18 protein-coding genes are annotated in these 17,416 nt (G+C 61.5%); 12 read left to right on the forward strand and 6 right to left on the reverse strand.

Annotated elements, in window-relative coordinates:
- Positions 1–74: 74 nt before the first annotated feature.
- Positions 75–482, forward strand: coding sequence for a carboxymuconolactone decarboxylase family protein (locus HB676_RS14185; protein WP_213738434.1), 408 nt, complete (start codon positions 75–77; stop codon positions 480–482).
- On the opposite strand, the gene HB676_RS14190 is transcribed toward HB676_RS14185, so the two are convergent.
- Both HB676_RS14190 and HB676_RS14195 read right to left on the reverse strand, forming a co-directional pair.
- A complete protein-coding gene (locus tag HB676_RS14190) occupies positions 429–965 on the reverse strand; it encodes a hypothetical protein (RefSeq protein WP_249780240.1) in 537 nt (178 codons plus the stop codon). The genes HB676_RS14185 and HB676_RS14190 overlap by 54 nt on opposite strands.
- Positions 966–1,175: 210 nt before the next feature.
- Entirely contained in the window at positions 1,176–2,219 is a 1,044-nt protein-coding gene (locus HB676_RS14195) for an SMP-30/gluconolactonase/LRE family protein (protein WP_213738435.1), read from the reverse strand.
- Between HB676_RS14195 and HB676_RS14200 the strand changes: the two genes are divergently transcribed.
- A complete protein-coding gene (locus HB676_RS14200) occupies positions 2,212–2,469 on the forward strand; it encodes a hypothetical protein (RefSeq protein ID WP_213738436.1) in 258 nt (85 codons plus the stop codon). The two genes, HB676_RS14195 and HB676_RS14200, sit on opposite strands and share 8 nt — an antisense overlap.
- Positions 2,470–2,481: 12 nt before the next feature.
- On the opposite strand, the gene HB676_RS14205 is transcribed toward HB676_RS14200, so the two are convergent.
- Positions 2,482–2,637: a hypothetical protein gene (locus HB676_RS14205; protein WP_213738437.1), complete on the reverse strand. Its 156-nt coding sequence runs from the start codon at positions 2,635–2,637 to the stop codon at positions 2,482–2,484.
- Positions 2,638–2,907: 270 nt separating this feature from the next.
- On the opposite strand from HB676_RS14205, the gene HB676_RS14210 reads away from it, so the two are divergent.
- From HB676_RS14210 to HB676_RS14230, 5 genes are all read left to right on the forward strand, one after another.
- Positions 2,908–3,825 (forward strand): branched-chain amino acid ABC transporter permease LivH, encoded by a 918-nt coding sequence (locus tag HB676_RS14210; RefSeq protein ID WP_213738438.1) that lies wholly within the window; start codon positions 2,908–2,910, stop codon positions 3,823–3,825.
- 11 nt (positions 3,826–3,836) lie between these two features.
- Positions 3,837–5,162, forward strand: coding sequence for a high-affinity branched-chain amino acid ABC transporter permease LivM (gene livM, locus HB676_RS14215; protein ID WP_213738439.1), 1,326 nt, complete (start codon positions 3,837–3,839; stop codon positions 5,160–5,162).
- A 7-nt stretch (positions 5,163–5,169) separates the two neighbouring features.
- The gene (locus HB676_RS14220; RefSeq protein ID WP_213738440.1) at positions 5,170–6,003 is read left to right on the forward strand and encodes an ABC transporter ATP-binding protein; all 834 of its coding nucleotides are present in this window, start codon (positions 5,170–5,172) and stop codon (positions 6,001–6,003) included.
- A complete protein-coding gene (locus HB676_RS14225; RefSeq protein ID WP_213738441.1) occupies positions 6,000–6,746 on the forward strand; it encodes an ATP-binding cassette domain-containing protein in 747 nt (248 codons plus the stop codon). Before HB676_RS14220 ends, HB676_RS14225 begins: the two co-directional genes overlap by 4 nt.
- Before the next feature lie 164 nt (positions 6,747–6,910).
- Entirely contained in the window at positions 6,911–8,029 is a 1,119-nt protein-coding gene (locus HB676_RS14230) for a branched-chain amino acid ABC transporter substrate-binding protein (protein ID WP_213738442.1), read from the forward strand.
- 161 nt (positions 8,030–8,190) lie between these two features.
- Here the strand turns inward: HB676_RS14230 and HB676_RS14235 are convergent, their stop codons facing one another.
- Positions 8,191–8,595, reverse strand: coding sequence for a response regulator (locus HB676_RS14235; RefSeq protein ID WP_213738599.1), 405 nt, complete (start codon positions 8,593–8,595; stop codon positions 8,191–8,193).
- 237 nt (positions 8,596–8,832) lie between these two features.
- On the opposite strand from HB676_RS14235, the gene HB676_RS14240 reads away from it, so the two are divergent.
- From HB676_RS14240 to HB676_RS14250, 3 genes are all read left to right on the forward strand, one after another.
- A complete protein-coding gene (locus tag HB676_RS14240; protein WP_249780250.1) occupies positions 8,833–9,207 on the forward strand; it encodes a response regulator in 375 nt (124 codons plus the stop codon).
- Between the two features lie 85 nt (positions 9,208–9,292).
- The gene (locus HB676_RS14245) at positions 9,293–12,094 is read left to right on the forward strand and encodes a PAS domain S-box protein (protein ID WP_213738444.1); all 2,802 of its coding nucleotides are present in this window, start codon (positions 9,293–9,295) and stop codon (positions 12,092–12,094) included.
- Between the two features lie 68 nt (positions 12,095–12,162).
- A complete protein-coding gene (locus HB676_RS14250) occupies positions 12,163–13,158 on the forward strand; it encodes a P1 family peptidase (protein WP_213738445.1) in 996 nt (331 codons plus the stop codon).
- Between the two features lie 35 nt (positions 13,159–13,193).
- Here HB676_RS14250 and HB676_RS14255 read toward each other — a convergent pair whose 3' ends face one another.
- Positions 13,194–13,973, reverse strand: a complete 780-nt coding sequence (locus HB676_RS14255) for an EF-hand domain-containing protein (RefSeq protein ID WP_213738446.1) — start codon at positions 13,971–13,973, stop codon at positions 13,194–13,196.
- Positions 13,974–14,229: 256 nt separating this feature from the next.
- Here HB676_RS14255 and rpe point away from each other — a divergent pair, with 256 nt between their 5' ends.
- Positions 14,230–14,931, forward strand: a complete 702-nt coding sequence (gene rpe, locus HB676_RS14260) for a ribulose-phosphate 3-epimerase (RefSeq protein WP_213738447.1) — start codon at positions 14,230–14,232, stop codon at positions 14,929–14,931.
- On the opposite strand, the gene HB676_RS14265 is transcribed toward rpe, so the two are convergent.
- Entirely contained in the window at positions 14,928–15,524 is a 597-nt protein-coding gene (locus HB676_RS14265; protein ID WP_213738448.1) for a TetR family transcriptional regulator, read from the reverse strand. The genes rpe and HB676_RS14265 overlap by 4 nt on opposite strands.
- Before the next feature lie 561 nt (positions 15,525–16,085).
- Between HB676_RS14265 and purB the strand changes: the two genes are divergently transcribed.
- Complete coding sequence (gene purB, locus HB676_RS14270; protein WP_213738449.1) at positions 16,086–17,393, forward strand: adenylosuccinate lyase; 1,308 nt, start codon at positions 16,086–16,088, stop codon at positions 17,391–17,393.
- Positions 17,394–17,416 lie beyond the last annotated feature (23 nt).

Genomic DNA, 17,416 nt, shown 5'->3' on the forward strand with positions numbered 1-17,416 from the left:
TCTGGTCCTTCGGACCATCCCGGAATGACCGCCCTTGGCAACTTCGCTCCTCGCAATGACAGAGAGGAAAATCAATGGACGACCAACAACGCCGCGACGACGGTATGGCTCAGCGCCGCAAGGTTCTCGGCGATGCCTGGGTCGACAAATCGATCGCCAACAAGAATTCGTTCAACGGCGAATTCATCGACCTGATCACGCGCCATGCCTGGGGCGAAATCTGGACCCGGCCGCATTTCGATCATCGCACCCGGCGCGTGCTGGTGATCGGCACCATGGTCGCGCTCGGCCAATGGGACGAATTCCGCCTGCATGTCCGCGCCGCGCTGTCGGAAGGCGGCTTCACGCCGGAGGATATCAAGGAAATTCTGCTGCAGCAGGCGATCTATTGCGGCGTGCCCGCGGCCAACCACGCCGTCAAGGAAGCGTCAGCGATTATAGGGGAGCTCGGGCTGCTGAAGGGCAACCTGCTGGAGGGATAGATCGCCCGATGTCACGCTGGTGACGGGTTGAACAGGCCGTTCCAGCACCAGCACGATCGCGGTGCCGAGCAGCATCAGAAGTTCCGTCGCATGCAGCCGCATCGCGGCGGGCTCGCCGACCTGCGAGGCCATGATCATGCTGGCAAAACTGATCACGCTGCCGATGGCGAGTGCCATTCCCAGCGCTTCATCGCAGCCGCCGGCCTTGCGGAGCGAGGCGCGGGTGATGAAAACCAGGAAGATCGCGAAAAACGCCACGACGGTCAGCCGGCCCAAAGCAAACAGCCACGCAAAGCGAATCGTGGTCATCGCCGCCAGATGCAGATGGTCGCTGATGAACAATCCCACCGAAATATTCGGCCGCTCGTAAAGGCCATGGATCGGCGAAACCATGATCCGGAATGCGATAATGGTCCAGGTCGGAATGAAATAGGCCGCCAGCAGCGCCCCATTGAATGAACTGATCCGCCAGTTTGTGGACATGTCGCTTCCCGCTCGTCCGCGGGCTCATCCGGGAGCCACGGCTTCTGCGGCGACGTAACGCGCTTAAACTGCGACGGGCAATTTAAACCTTTTGTTTACCTTAATGGCCACCCGGCTTTGGTTCCAGTTCCGGAACCGGGTCGTGCGCTTGGCCGCATTAAAAAGCGCGGCCAAGCGGGATCAATGGCGAGAATGACTAATCCGCAGCGATTACACCGCCCCGCGCGCTTCGACATACATCGCGTAGAGCGAGTGACAGCTTGCCATGAACAGGCGGTTCTTTTTGGGACCGCCGAACACTAGATTTGGACAACGCTCCGGCAGATGGATGAAGCCGATGGCTTTACCTGCGGGATTGAACACCTTCACGCCGTCGAGTTCTTCGGGCTTGGCGGAAGGCGAGCCATTGCTGCCCCAGCCGCACCACAAATTGCCGTCGGTATCGACCTTAAATCCGTCGAGTGCGCCGGGCCCCTCGGCGTCGACAAGTTTCGTCTTGTTGGACAGCGTCGCGCCATCGGCACCGACATCAAAAGACCAGATCAGCCGGTTGGGCTGCGCGCGCGATTCGATGATGTAGAGCTTCTTTTCGTCCGGCGAGAACGCCAGCCCGTTCGGGCCCTGAAGTTCTGCGGTGACCAATCCGAGTTTGCCGTCGGGCGCGATGCGATACACCGAATGCGGCAATTCGGGCGTCGCCTTGTCGCCTTCCCACTCACCGGAAATGCCGAACGGCGGGTCGGTGAACCAGATCGATCCATCGGACTTGCACACGATATCGTTGGGCGAGTTGAGGCGCTTGCCGTTGAAGCTGTCGGCCAGCACCGTGATGGTGCCGTCATATTCGGTGCGCGTGACGCGGCGGGTGAGATGCTCGCAGGTGATCAGGCGGCCCTGTCGATCGCGCGCGTTGCCATTGGCGAAATTCGATGGCTGCCGAAAAACGCCGAAACGACCGGTGACTTCGTCGTAGCGCATGATGCGATTGTTCGGGATGTCGCTGACCAGCACATAACGGCCGTCCCCGAACCAGACCGGTCCCTCGGCCCATCGCATTCCCGTGCCGACCTGTTCGAGGGTACTGCTGAACAGGCGATATTTGGCGAAGCTCGGATCGAGAATCTCGACGGCGGCATCGGGATAGCGCTGGTTCGGCTTGAAATCGAAAGACTGGGCGCTGGCGCGCTGCGGCAAAGCTAAGGCGGTCGCAGCAGCCCCTGCGGTCGCGAATACACCCCGGCGGGTCATGTTCATCGGCATTTTCTCCCTGATATCGCGCGGTCGTTACGCCCCGACGGTGGAATCCATCGAATTGGCGTTGCCGCTTGAACGAACCGTAGTGGAGGTTCCCGATCAGGTCCAGATTGCCGAAGCGCGCAGCCGGTCCGCTGAAATGCCGGAGTTATCGCGCATTAAGCCACTGAAAGAACACGACAAAGGGAGGATACGCGGGACTCAAAAGAAAAGTCCCGCCTTGCGGCGGGACCTTCCTGATTCAATTTAACTGAGCTCAGAACTAGCGACCGCCCTTGCCCTGCTGATTGGGATTCTGGGGCTGACGATTCGGGTCTTGCTGCTGCTGTCCGGGCTTCTGACCACCGCCTTGCTGCTGACCGGGTTTCTGACCCGGATTCTGGTTCTGCTGGCCCGGATTCTGGTTCTGATTGGACATCGGGATCTCCCTTGTTGAATGTCGCAGGGATCAACCGCGAAACCGGGGATTGGTTGCATGAAATTCGCGGTTCCCATGGGACACGGCACGGCCGGGGATTACGGCTGCGGAACCGGCCCCCGGAACTAGCTATGTACAAGCCCTTGGGGACCACCTCACGCTGTTGCCGCCCCCGGTTCCCGCTGTTAGAAAATCACACGACGCGTCGTTCCGGCTGCCGGAGCCATCGCCGCGTAATTGTTAAGCGCGTACTCCAGACAACGGCAGCGCATGGACTATTTCGCCCAGCAACTGATCAACGGCATCGTCCTTGGCTCGATCTACGGCCTGATCGCCATCGGCTACACCATGGTCTACGGCATCGTCGGCATGATCAATTTCGCCCATGGCGATATTTTCATGATCGGCGGCTTCATCGCGCTGATCACATTCCTGCTGCTGGTCTCGCTGGGACTGACCGCCGTCCCGGTGATCCTGCTGATCGTGCTCCTGGTGTCGATGGCGATTACGGCTCTTTACGGCTGGACCATCGAGCGCATCGCCTACCGGCCGCTGCGGCACTCGTTCCGCCTCGCCCCGATGCTCTCGGCGATCGGCATGTCCTTTGTGCTGATCAACTACTCGCAGATCGCACAGGGCGCCCGCGTCAAGCCGGTGCCGCCGATCATCACCGGCGGCTACACGCTGCATGAAGGCAGCGAAGGTTTCGTGGTGCGGCTGTCCAATGTGCAGATCATCGTCGTCATCGCCACCATCGTGCTGCTGGCGATCTTCACCTGGCTGGTGTCGCGGACCCGGCTCGGCCGCGACATGCGCGCCTGCGAACAGGACCAGACCATGGCCGCGCTGCTCGGCGTCGATGTCGACCGCACCATCTCGATGACGTTCGTGATCGGCGCGGCACTCGCCGCGGTCGCGGGCATGATGTACCTCCTGTATTACGGCTTGGTGGATTTCTTCATGGGCTTCGTCGCCGGCATCAAGGCGTTCACTGCGGCCGTGCTCGGCGGCATCGGCTCACTGCCCGGCGCGATGCTGGGCGGGCTGTTGATCGGGTTGATCGAGACGATGTGGTCGGCCTATTTCTCCGTCGAATACAAGGACGTTGCCGCGTTCTCGATCCTGATCGTGGTTTTGATTTTCCTGCCCACAGGCCTGCTCGGCCGGCCCGAAGTTGAAAAAGTTTGACGGACGAGCGCGTGACAGCACCCGCGAGCCAGCCGACGTCGTTCTCGCGCGTGCCCGGCATCGCCTTCATCTTCAAGAAAGCGCTGATCAGCGCGCTGGTCGCGCTCGTGCTGTTTTCGCTGATGATCGGTATCCGCACTGAAGCCGGGCCGACGGGGCAGTTGATCTTCTGGACCAGGTTCGGCGACCTCGCTTCGATGGTCGCCATCGTATTCGGCGGCAGCATTGTCGTTGAATTGCTGCGGCAATGGTGGGGACCGGTCGAGACCGTCAGGATCGTGCCACCATCAGCACAAAACGCCATGGCGATCGGACGGCGCGCCATCGCGCCGGTGCTGTTGATCTTCACCTTTCTGGTGCCGGTGATCTTCTACGATCAACGCTACATCCTCGATCTCGGCATCCTCGTGCTGACCTATGTGATGCTGGGATGGGGGCTGAACGTGGTGGTCGGGCTCGCCGGGCTGCTCGACCTCGGCTATGTCGCGTTCTATGCCGTCGGCGCTTATTCTTATGCGCTGCTATCGACCACTTTCGGCCTGTCATTCTGGGTCTGCCTGCCGCTGGCCGGCATTCTCGCCGCGTTCTGGGGCGTGCTGCTGGGATTTCCGGTGCTGCGGCTGCGCGGCGACTATCTCGCCATCGTGACGCTGGCGTTCGGTGAGATCATCCGTCTCGTCATCATCAATTGGCAAAGCCTGACCGGCGGTCCCAACGGCATTTCAGGTATCCCGCGGCCGAGTTTTTTCGGCATCCCGCTGACCCCGGGCGATGACGGCCTTGCTGCGCGGCTCGGCATCGAATTCTCGCCGACCCATCGCATCGTATTTCTGTTTTACCTGATCCTGGCGCTCGCGCTGCTGACCAACTGGGTGACGATCCGGCTGAGACACCTGCCGATCGGCCGCGCCTGGGAAGCGCTGCGTGAAGACGAAGTGGCCTGCCGCGCGCTCGGCATCAACACCACCACGACCAAACTGACCGCATTCGCCACCGGCGCGATGTTCGGCGGATTCGCCGGCGCGTTCTTTGCGACACGACAAGGCTTCATCAGCCCGGAATCCTTCACCTTCCAGGAATCGGCGCTGATATTGGCGATCGTCGTGCTCGGCGGCATGGGATCGCAACTCGGCGTCGCTCTCGCCGCCCTGGCCATGATCGGCGGCTTTGAGCTGTTTCGCGGCTTCGACCAGTACCGCATGCTGGTATTCGGCGTCGCGATGGTGCTGTTGATGATCTGGCGGCCGCGCGGGCTGATCGGCCACCGCGCGCCGACCGTCTTTCTCGAGCGCAACCAGGCCATCTCCTCCGAGCTAACCAGCGAAGGCAGGGGATGAGCCTGTCATGAGCGACCAGCACATTCTCAGTGTCGATCATCTGACGATGCGCTTTGGCGGCGTCGTCGCGGTCAACGATCTGTCGTTCACCGCCGAACGGCGCAAGATCACCGCGCTGATCGGGCCGAACGGCGCCGGCAAGACTACCGTGTTCAATTGCATCACCGGATTCTATAAGCCCACTTCAGGCTCGATGCGGCTGACCCATGATGACGGCCGCAACATCCAGCTCGAGCGGCTGAACGATTTCCGGATCTCCAAATTGGCCAAGGTCGCGCGCACCTTTCAAAATATCCGGCTGTTTCCCGGCATGACCGCACTCGAAAACCTGATGGTGGCGCAGCACAATGCGCTGATGCGCGCCTCGGGTCTGACTTTTCTCGGGCTGATCGGCGCGCCGTCCTGGCGCGCGGCCGAAAAGGACGCCATCGCGCAGGCTACGCAATGGCTCGACCGCATCGGACTGCTTGCGCGCGCCGATGATGCCGCCGGCAACTTGCCCTATGGCGATCAGCGCCGGCTCGAGATCGCGCGCGCGATGTGCACCGAGCCGGCGCTGCTGTGCCTCGACGAGCCGGCCGCCGGTCTGAACGCCCGCGAAAGTGCGGCGCTGAGCGAACTGTTGCTTTCGATTCGCGCCGAGCAAGGCACTTCGATCCTGCTGATCGAGCATGACATGTCGGTGGTGATGGAAATCTCCGACCATATCGTCGTGATGGATTACGGCGTGAAGATCGCCGAGGGCGCGCCAAAGGATATCAGCGATGATCCCCGGGTGATCGCGGCTTATCTCGGCGCCGACGAGGACGAAGCGATCGCGGTGATGGAGAGCGGAACGTGACCGCGTCGTCCACGGCCCCCCTGCTCGCGATCCGGTCGCTGCGCGCCGCCTACGGCAAGATCGAGGCGCTGAAAGGCGTCGATCTCGACATCAAGTCCGGCGAAATCGTCGCCCTGATCGGCGCCAACGGCGCCGGCAAGTCGACGCTGATGATGACGATCTTCGGCAAGCCGCGCGCCCGCGCCGGATCGATCACGTTCGACGGCCGCGATATCACCGATGTGCCGACCCACGAGATCGCCCGGCTGCGCCTGGCCCAATCGCCCGAGGGCCGCCGGATTTTCCCGCGCATGAGTGTCGCGGAAAACCTGCAGATGGGAGCCGACGCCACCGACAGCAGCGAGGCGGAACGAACAGCCGGACTGGAACGCGTGCTGACGCTGTTTCCGCGGCTGAAGGAGCGCATCACCCAGCGCGGCGGCACTTTGTCCGGCGGCGAGCAGCAGATGCTGGCAATCGGGCGCGCACTGATGAGCCGCCCTCGCCTCCTGATGCTGGATGAACCTTCGCTCGGCCTGGCCCCGCTGATCGCGCGCCAGATTTTCGATGCGATCCGGACCTTGAACCGGCAGGACGGCCTCACGGTTATGATTGTCGAACAGAACGCCAATCACGCGTTGCGGCTCGCCCATCGCGGCTATGTCATGGTCAACGGCCTGATCACGCTCAGCGGAACGGGCGCGGAACTGCTGCAACGGCCGGAAATCCGGGCCGCCTATCTCGAAGGCGGCAGACGGGGCTAGCGATAACACCCCGTCATCCGGATTTGCGCCCGAACCGCAATCGGCGTGGTTTGCCCGAAATTTGCCGATGACTTCGCGCCAAAATCAGCCGACAATGGTTCTGATTTTCGAGCCCGGCGGCCTGCCGGGTCCTTCCCGTAGCGACCTACCCGCGAGGACACCTCATGAAATCACTAAAGCTCATCGGCCTGGCACTGGGCACCTCGCTTGCGCTGTCGACGGCAGCACTTGCGCAGGACATCACCGTCGGAGTCGCGGGCCCAATGACGGGCGGCGAATCCGCGTTCGGCCGGCAGCTCAAGAACGGCGCCGAACAGGCGGTCAAGGATCTCAACGCCAGCGGCGGCCTGCTCGGCAAGAAGCTCGCACTGGAAGTCGGCGACGATGCCTGTGATCCCAAGCAGGCGCGTTCGGTCGCAGAAAAATTCGCCAGCGCGAAAGTTCCGTTCGTCGCCGGGCACTACTGCTCGTCGTCGTCGATCCCGGCATCGGAAGCCTATGCCGACGGCAACGTCCTGCAGATCACGCCGGCCTCGACCAATCCGCTGTTCACCGAGCGCAAACTGTGGAACGTCGCCCGTGTCTGCGGCCGCGACGATCAGCAGGGCCTGGTCGCCGCCGAGTACATTTTGAAAACCTACAAAGGCAAGAACGTCGCCATCCTCAATGACAAGACCACCTACGGCAAGGGTCTCGCCGACGAAACCAAGAAGGCGCTCAACAAGGCCGGCTTTACCGAAAAGATGTTCGAGTCCTATAACAAGGGCGACAAGGACTTCACCGCGATCGTCTCGCGCATGAAGCGTGACAACATCGATCTGGTTTATGTCGGCGGCTACCATCAGGAATCCGGATTGATCGTGCGCCAGATGCGCGATCAGGGTCTCCAGACCGTGCTGATGGCCGGCGATGCGCTGGCTGACAAGGAATTCGCCTCGATCACCGGACCGGCCGCCGAAGGCACGCTGTTCACCTTCGGTCCCGACCCGCGCAACAAGCCGACCGCCAAGGCCATTGTCGAGAAGTTCAAGTCCGCCAACATCGATCCAGAAGGCTACACGCTCTACACCTATGCCGCGATGCAGGTCTGGTCGCAGGCCGTGACCAAGGCCGGCACCACCGATCCCAAGAAGGTCATGGATACGATCAAGGCCGGCGCGTGGGATACGGTGATCGGCAAGATGGAGTTCGATGCCAAGGGCGACATCAAGCAGATCGACTATGTCGTCTACAAATGGGATTCCAAAGGCAACTATACCGAGATCAATCCGAAGGGGTCATAGGACCGCCAAGTCTGATTCCATACAGTCTGATCCGATACATTCTGATCCGACATTACGCACTGTCTTCAACGCCCCGGTTCGCCGGGGCGTTTTGCGTTTGGCTCGTGAATAAAGGATTGCTATGGCCTCGGTGCGAAACGGCTCATCGAGCGACGGCCGGATCAGGGCGCAGTTCCCACCAGCTTGCCGGCCGCAACGTCCGATGCGCGGGGCCTGGTCGCCACTTCGACCGCAAGCGTAAGTTCAGCGGGACGAAACGGCTTCTGCAGACACACGACATTTTCGAGTTCCGGTGTTTCGGTGACAAAGTCGAGCATGGTCATGCCGGATATCGCGACGATCGGAAAATCCGGGATGCGCTCGCGCATCTTCAAGATGACTTCGAATCCGTTGGTTCCCTGCAGGAAGATATCGACAATCGCCAGGTCGAATTTGGAACTTTCGAATTCCTTCAGTCCTGCGGCCGCACTCGCGGCTTCAACCGCCTCGAAATGATTGATCCGCAGCACGATGCAGACCATCGTGCGTACATCCGGCTGATCATCGATCACGAGAACGCGGGGCAAGGGAAGACTCACGAAATGGCTCCGTTCAGCCTATCGTCAAATCGGGGATTTGGAGGCAGGCCCTTGGACATTATTCCCCATTGCCGTAAAAATGCGGTTACTCCACCCGCCGCGCTGGCCAACAGCCGCGTTAAGACTTATGTAACCTTGGGTTGAGGTCGTCAATCACTTGGAGGAACCTTGGCGGGCATTCTCGTTATTGACGATGATCGGGCGGTTCCAGGCACGATCAGGTTATTGCTTGAACGCGCCGCACATGCCGTCGAGGCCGTCGATAACAGCAATGCCGGCCTGCGATTGCTGGAATCCCAAGGGTTCGACCTCTTGGTCGTCGATATTTTCATGCCGGGGATGGATGGTTTCGAGACCATGCGGCTGGTTCATCAGTCGCGACCGCAAATGCCGGTTATCGTCATGTCGGGTCAGCAATTCCGTTCGGCATCCGAACGGGGACCGGATTTCCTTCATATGGCGACAAAACTCGGGGCGATTTCAAGCCTGCAAAAGCCGTTCAGGCCGCAAGAGCTGCTTGCCGCGGTCGCCAAAAGCCTGTCAGCTTCACAGCGATCGTCGAGGCCGGCCAAAGCAAATAAGGAAACAGGTGCCGACTGATCTTAACATATCGGCTACCTATGCCGGTTCGGCGGGCGAACTAACATGACAATATGGCTTCGACACCAATCCGATACCAAGTCGGATGGCTAAGTCGCGGGAGGCGACCGTGCACGCAGATGATCGTAATATCTTTCTTTCGACCTTGCCCGCGACACCCCGCGAACGTGCCGCGGCGCTGGCCGTGGTCGGCGTCTCCTCGGTCCTGTTCGCCTTTGCGGTACCGTTCGCCGGAACACCGCTGGTCCAGATTCCGGCGTTCGTCGCGAGCTACCAATCCGCGCTTGCGATCATCGATCTGATCACCGCGATCCTGTTGTTCTCGCAATTCGGCATCCTGCGGTCGCGCGCCCTTCTGCTGCTGGCGAGCGGGTATCTCTTCACAGCCGGCGCCGCAATCGCCCATGCCCTGAGCTTTCCGGGCCTGTTCGCCCCGACCGGGCTTTTCAACGCCGGTTCGCAGACCACCGTCTGGCTTTACATGATTTGGCACAGTGGATTTCCCCTCCTTGTGTTCGGCTACGCACTGCTCAAAGACAGGGACGGCGGCGCCATGATTAAGGGATCGGTCGGATCCGCGATCCTCGGCAGTGTCGTTGCGGTCGGCGTTGCGATTTCGATCATGGTTTGGATCGTCACCCGCCTGCATGACTTTCTGCCGACACTCCTGAGCGGCGGGCAATATACGCGCACCATGATCGCCGTGGTGTCGACGATGTGGTTTCTCAATCTCTCGGCCCTGCTGCTGCTGTTGTTCCGGCGGCCCTATTCCGTACTCGACGTCTGGCTCATGGTCGTGATGTGCGCGTGGCTGTTCGACATCGCATTGTCGGCGATCGTCAACGTCGCCCGATTCGACCTGGGCTTTTATGTCGGACGGCTCTACGGGCTGTGCGCGGCCATTTTCGTCCTGGCGGTGTTGCTGGTCGACAATGTCGGCCTGCAGGCCCAGATCACTCATCTGTTCGCTATTCTGCGCCAGCGCGCCGCTTCCGACCGGCATCGCCACAGCGAACGCGAGCGGCTGTTCAGCGCGGTGGTGGAATCGTCCAAAGATGCGATCATTACCAAGACGCTCGATGGTGTCGTCACCGGCTGGAATCGCGCCGCCGAGCGGCTGTTTGGATTTACTGCGGCGGAGGCGGTAGGCAATCGCATCGACCTCATCGTTCCGCCGAACCGGCTCCCGGAAGTAGGCCAGATACTCGAGCGCATCACGCAGGGCGAGACGATCGAAAATTACGAGACCGTGCGGCGGCACAAGGACGGCCACGAAGTTCATGTCTCGCTCGGCATCGCCCCGATCAAATCCGCCAGCGGAGAGACCATCGGCGCTTCCAAGACCGCGCGCGACATCACCGAGAGCAGAAAGACGCAGCAAGCGCTCAAACAGGAGATCGAAGAGCGCCGGCGTATCTTCGAGACCTCGCAGGATCTCATTCTTGTGACCGACACCTATGGCCGCTTCGTTCAGGTCAGCCCGAGTTCCATGACGATCATTGGCTACCAGCCCGAAGAGATGATCGGGCATCTCGCGCTTGAATTCATTCATCCCGACGATCTTGAAAGTACGCGTGAGGAAATGCGCGAGGCGCGGCAGGGGCGGCAGATGCGCAATTTCGAGACCCGCTACGTCCACAAGGACGGCAAGGCCGTGCAACTGACCTGGATGGGGACATGGTCCGAGCCCGTACGCCGGCACTTTTTCGTCGGACGGGACCTCACGGAAAAGCGCGCGGCCGAAGCCCAGTTCCGTCAGGCGCAGAAAATGGATGCTGTCGGGCAGTTGACCGGCGGCATCGCGCATGACTTCAACAATATTCTGACCGTGATCACCGGCACCATCGGTATCCTCGCCGACGCCGTGGCCGGCGATCCGCAGATGGTTGCCATCGCCCGCATGATCGATGACGCCGCCGAACGCGGCGCCAATCTGACCAAGCACCTGCTCGCATTCGCGCGCCGCCAGCCACTGCAGCCGCGCGAGGTCGACGTCAACACGCTGATCCTCGAGACCGTCAAGCTGCTGCGCCCGACGCTTGGCGAGCATATCCAGATCGACCCGCTGCTGGCGGATGACGCCTCGGCGGCGCTGGTCGATCCCAGCCAGCTCACGACGGCTATTTTGAATCTTGCGTTGAATGCCCGCGATGCGATGCCGACCGGCGGCAATCTCGCACTCGAGACCAACAATGTGTATCTCGACGAGAGTTACGCGGCCATGAATACCGAAGTGGTGCCGGGAAACTACGTCATGCTCGCCGTCAGCGACACCGGTTCCGGGATCGCCGCCGCCGACCTGGAAAAAGTGTTCGATCCGTTCTTCACCACCAAGGAAGTCGGCAAGGGCACCGGCCTTGGACTCAGCATGGTGTTCGGTTTCGTCAAACAGTCCAACGGGCATATCAAGATTTACAGCGAGCAAGGTCACGGCACGACCGTGAAGGTCTACCTGCCCGTCGCCACCGGGCTAAGCGTGACGACGCCCGAGCCGCAGCTACCGTCCGGCATTGAAGGCGGCACCGAGGTCGTGCTGGTCGTCGAAGACGACGCGCTGGTGCGCCGATATGTGATCACCCAGATCGAAAGTCTTGGCTACGCCACGCTCGAGGCAAGCAATGCCGCGGAAGCGATGACCATCATCAACACCCCCGTCACCATCGATCTGTTGTTTACCGACGTGATCATGCCCGGGCCCATGAACGGTCGCAAGCTTGTCGACGAGGCGTTGAAGCATCGTCCCACGCTCAAGACGCTGTTCACCTCAGGCTATACCGAGAATGCCATCGTGCATCATGGACGTCTCGATTCCGGCGTGCTGCTGCTCGCCAAGCCGTATCGCAAGTCCGATCTGGCGCGAATGATCCGGCAGGCACTGGGCTGTTGATGCGCTGTTTGGTGAAGGCTGATATAAAAATCGAACCTGACGGGATCGAAGTTGGATAAGCCTGCACCATGAAAAATCTCCTCACCGATATTGCCGGCGTCCGCGTCGGGCATGCCGACGATGCCGCGCTGGCGTCAGGTGTCACCGCGGTGATTTTCGATCAGCCCGCGGTGGCGACGATCGACGTGCGCGGCGGCGGTCCCGGCACGCGCGAAGGCGCCCTGCTCGATGTCGCCAACACCGTGGAGCGGATCGACGCCATCGCGCTTTCCGGCGGCTCTGCGTTCGGGCTGGAGGCAGGTGGCGGCGTGCAGGCCTGGCTCGCCGAACAGGGCCGCGGCTTTGTCGTGCGCGGAGCCGTGATTCCGATCGTGCCCGGCGCGATCTGTTTTGATCTATTGAACGGCGGCAACAAGAAATGGGGCCGCTTCGCGCCCTATCGCGAACTCGGCTACGCCGCGGCAGCGGCGGCGGCTACGGATTTCGCGCTCGGCAATTCCGGTGCCGGCCTCGGCGCCACCACGGCGAATTTCAAGGGCGGGCTCGGTTCGGCGTCGGCGACCACGCCAGGCGGCATCACGGTCGCGGCCCTTGCGGTGGTCAACGCAGTCGGCAGCGTCACCGTCGGTGATGGACCGTGGTTCTGGGCCGCGCCGTTTGAGATCGACGGCGAATTTGGCGGACGCGGATTGCCCGCGGCCTTCACGCCGGACATGCTGAGAGCGCGTCTCAAGGGCGGACCCAGCGCGACGCCGGTTGAAAACACCACACTGGCCGTGGTCGTGACCGATGCGGATCTGACCAAGACCCAGGCCAAGCGGCTTGCCGTGATCGCACAGACCGGATTTGCCCGCGCGATCTATCCGGTGCACGCGCCGCTCGATGGCGACGTGCTGTTCGTTGCAGCAACCGGCGAAAAAACGATCGATCCCCTCGCCGGCCTCACCGAACTCGGCATGGTCGCAGCCAATGTCGTAGCCCGTGCGATCGCGCGCGGCGTCTACACCGCGGCCGCACTGCCATTTCCCGGCGCGCTGCCGGCGTGGCGCGATCGTTTCGGATAGAGATCGCCAACCGTTCTCCGTGGACGAGTTCAGTCTCAGACGTTGAACGACAGCGGATTGAGTGAGAACGATGCGGAGCTGGCCTCGCGCTGAATCATTTGTTCGATCGCGTTGTAAGACGAAGACGCGGCGCTGGATGAGGTCCCCGACACGCCCGCGACCTGGGATCCCGTGCTGGAAGTTGGGGATGTCGTCGTCGTGCTGACGGTAGCCGGCGTGGCGGAAGCCGCCTGCATGGCCTGCAACAACGGATCGGTGCTCGACCCGTCGGTGCTCGTAGTGCTGCTGTCGCTGGAACCGCCGATATGGGCGTGATGATGATGGCCGCCGCCCTTGCCGCCCGCGCCCTTCAACGCCGATGACATTTCGCTGAGACTGACCGAGCCGTCGCCATTGGTATCGAGCTTGTTGAAGACGTCGTCGGCCTGCGCGAGGTTGGTTCCACCGGCGCCAAGCGCGTTTTCGAATTCCGATTTGGTGATCTGGCCATCGCCATTGCCGTCGATCTGCGAGAACAGATCCTGCAGGGAACTCGACGGGCTGGTCGACGTGGTGGACGCTGAGGCGGTGGATGCTGGCGATGACTGGCTCTGCGCCGCCAACAGCGCGCTGAAGGTGCCCGGCGATATCTGCGAAAATCCCGTGCTGCCCGAAGGCGCAGTCGGACCGGCCGATGCCTGGGCCGCGCCCGAGAGACCGAACATATCGGCCGTCGCCTGGCTGAAGCCGGTGGATTGGGACGACGACTGGGCCGATGAGGCCAGCGACTGGATGGCATCCAATGCGGTCGACGCGGCGCCAAGAGCAAACAGCATGGCAAAACTCCGAACAACGCCGCAAAGCGCGGCCCACACCTCTGAAAACCTGAGATGAGCAAACGCCGTGCCATTGGAGAAAAGCCAATAAAACAGGGGTTTTCTGCTGCCGGAACCGCCCACTCCCCCGGCAATTGATGCCGCTGCGGCAGAATTTTCCGACCCTCCTGCGCCCTCGCCCCCGCATTGCTCCTGGGCTTAGCGCATGTTACGCGGAACCATTCGCACGCTTCGAAAATGGTTCGGGAAAGCGCACATGTCTCAGCAATTTGCGGCACGCCCGCTCGTTATCGCGCCGTCGATCCTGGCTTCCGATTTCGCCAAATTGGGCGAAGAGGTGCGCGCCGTCGATGCGGCCGGCGCCGACTGGATCCATCTCGACGTGATGGACGGGCATTTCGTCCCCAACATTTCCTACGGCCCAGACGTCATCAAGGCGATGCGCCCGCATACGAAGAAGATCTTCGACGCGCATCTGATGATTTCGCCGTGCGATCCGTATCTGGAAGCTTTCGCCAAGGCCGGCTGCGATCACATCACGGTTCACGCCGAGGCCGGTCCGCATTTGCATCGTTCCTTGCAGGCAATCCGCGCGCTCGGCAAGAAGGCCGGCGTTTCGCTCAATCCGGCGACGCCGATCTCGGTGCTCGAATATGTCATCGACATGATCGATCTGGTGCTGGTGATGTCGGTCAATCCCGGCTTCGGCGGGCAGGCCTTCATTCGCTCGGCGCTTGGCAAGGTCAGCGATGTCAGGGCAATGACGGCGGGACGTCCGATCGATATCGAGGTCGATGGCGGCGTCGGTCCGGATGTCTCGGGTGCGCTGGCGGCTGCCGGCGCCAACGCCTTTGTCGCGGGCTCCGCCGTGTTCAAGGGCGGCACGATGGAAAGCTACAAGGCCAATATTTCCGCGATCCGCGATGCCGCGGCCAACGCGCGCGGCGAAATGGTCTAGCTCTTGCGCGGCGCTTCCAGGCCTCTGAGCAACAGAGCCAGCAAGGCGTCGATCCGTGCCGGCAATTCCGGGTCGCTCCATTCGTTGGAATGGGCGGGATGATGGAATCGGATCGAGGCGTCGTAAACCGCGCGCGCCGAGGTCCTGACATCGGCGACCTCAAAGGCGCCCTGCTTGACGCCATCGGAGATGATGGAGGCGATCTGGTCGGCCAGGCCTTCCTTATGCGCCTTGACGACCTTGCACGCTTCCTGTGCCAGCGTGAGATAGGTCGCGAACATCTCGGGATCTTCGTTGAATCTGTTTTGCTTGGCGGTGAACAGCGCCCGCAGCCAGCGCTCCAGTTTGGCCGGTGCCGGTGCATCGGCTTGTGCAATCTTTTCCAGCGGCGCGCTGGCGCGATCGAGCCAGCGTTTCGCCACCGCCTCGCGCAACGAAGCCTTGCTCGGAAAATGACGGTAGACGCTGCCGTGGCTGACATCGAGCGCCCGGGCAACATCGACCACGGTGGCTTTCGCCAGCCCGTAGCGACGCAGCACGTCCTCGGTCACTTCAAGAATTCGCTCAGGCGTTAAAACCAGGATCTCGTTCATGCGCGCACGTTGCCTTCTCGCTGTCGAGTATTCCTATCCGTGCCGGAGCATCATTGCTCGGCAACGGGGCCGTAAACGTCAGAAATCCCCTTGCGACCCAAGTCCTTGCAACTCAAGTCCTTGCAACCCAGATCGAGTATTGCAGATCCGCAGCCCATCGGCACCGAGCTTTCGCAAAGCAAACTGATGGGCTGTCATCGTCGTTCCCTTAGCGGGTCAACCTTTCGGCCTGCGCGGCAAGATGACGGGCGACGCGCTGGTTGACCCAGTGCTGGAGTTGGGTGGTCAGGTAAAAAAGTTCGATAGCCATGGCAAAGTCCTCTGAAAATCCCCGGTTCGCGGTCTATCCGCCGCGTGCCGGGTGGCGCCTTCCTACCGGCGCCGGACTTGTATATAGCGTATCTCGCTGACAGATTTCAATATCTGTCAGTCAATATTATGTGAGAAACCGCAGATAAATGGCGCTCAAGCGGTATATTGGCACCCGACCGGGCCGACGTTTGTCTCACCGGAGTGGCTCTGCTAAAGCGCGGCTTAACCTCAGAAAACCCAGAGTCGTCGATGATATCCCGCTATACCCGCCCGGAAATGGCCGCCATCTGGGAGGCCCAGACGCGCTTCAAGATCTGGTTCGAAATCGAGGCGCATGCAGCGGATGCGCTGGCCGAATTGGGCACCATTCCGAAGGAAGCTGCGAAAGCGGTCTGGACCAAGGCGCGGGACGTTATTTTCGACGTTGCCCGGATCGACGAGATCGAGCGTGAAACCAAGCACGACGTCATCGCCTTCCTGACCCATCTGGCGGAAATCGTCGGCCCCGAAGCGCGCTTCGTGCACCAGGGCATGACCTCATCCGACGTGCTCGACACCTGTCTTAATGTGCAATTGACCCGCGCGGCCGACCTGTTGATTGGGGATGTCGACCGGGTGCTGGCGGCGCTGAAGAAGCGCGCCTTCGAGCACAAGATGACGCCGACCATCGGCCGCTCCCACGGCATTCATGCCGAGCCCATCACATTCGGGCTGAAGCTCGCGTTCGCCTATGCCGAATTCACCCGCGCCCGCGAGCGGCTGGTGATCGCGCGCAAGGAAATCGCGACCTGTGCGATCTCGGGCGCGGTCGGCACCTTCGCGCAGATCGATCCGCGCGTGGAAGAGCATGTCGCCAAGGCGATGGGCCTAACACCGGAGCCGATCTCGACGCAGGTGATTCCGCGCGATCGTCACGCGATGTATTTCGCCACGCTCGGCGTGATCGCCTCCTCCGTCGAACGTCTCGCCACGGAGATCCGGCACATGCAGCGCACCGAGGTGCTGGAAGCCGAGGAGTTTTTCTCCGAGGGCCAGAAAGGCTCCTCGGCGATGCCGCACAAGCGCAACCCGGTGCTGTCGGAGAATCTCACCGGTCTCGCGCGCATGGTGCGCGCCTATGTGACGCCGGCGATGGAGAATGTCGTGCTGTGGCATGAGCGCGATATCTCGCACTCCTCGGCCGAGCGCATGATCGCACCCGACGCGACCGTAACGCTGGATTTCGCGCTTAATCGTCTGGCCGGCCTGATCGACAAGCTGCTGGTCTATCCGGCCAACATGCAGAAGAATCTCGACCGCCTCGGCGGCCTCATTCATTCACAGCGATTGCTGATCGCGCTGACGCAAAAGGGCTGCAGCCGCGAAGACGCCTACAAGCTCGTGCAACGCAACGCGATGCCGGTGTGGCGCGGCGAAGGCGACTTCGAGACGCTGTTGAAAAAAGACGCTGATGTGAAGAAGTATCTCACCGACGCCGAGATATCCGAGCAATTCGATCTCGGCTATCACTTCAAGCACGTCGATACGATCTTCAAGCGCGTGTTCGGCGAAAGCTGAACGGCGGATTGTCGTTTCGCGTA

It is taken from the genome of Bradyrhizobium sp. dw_411, assembly GCF_018449695.1.
Taxonomy (GTDB): Bacteria; Pseudomonadota; Alphaproteobacteria; order Rhizobiales; family Xanthobacteraceae; genus Bradyrhizobium.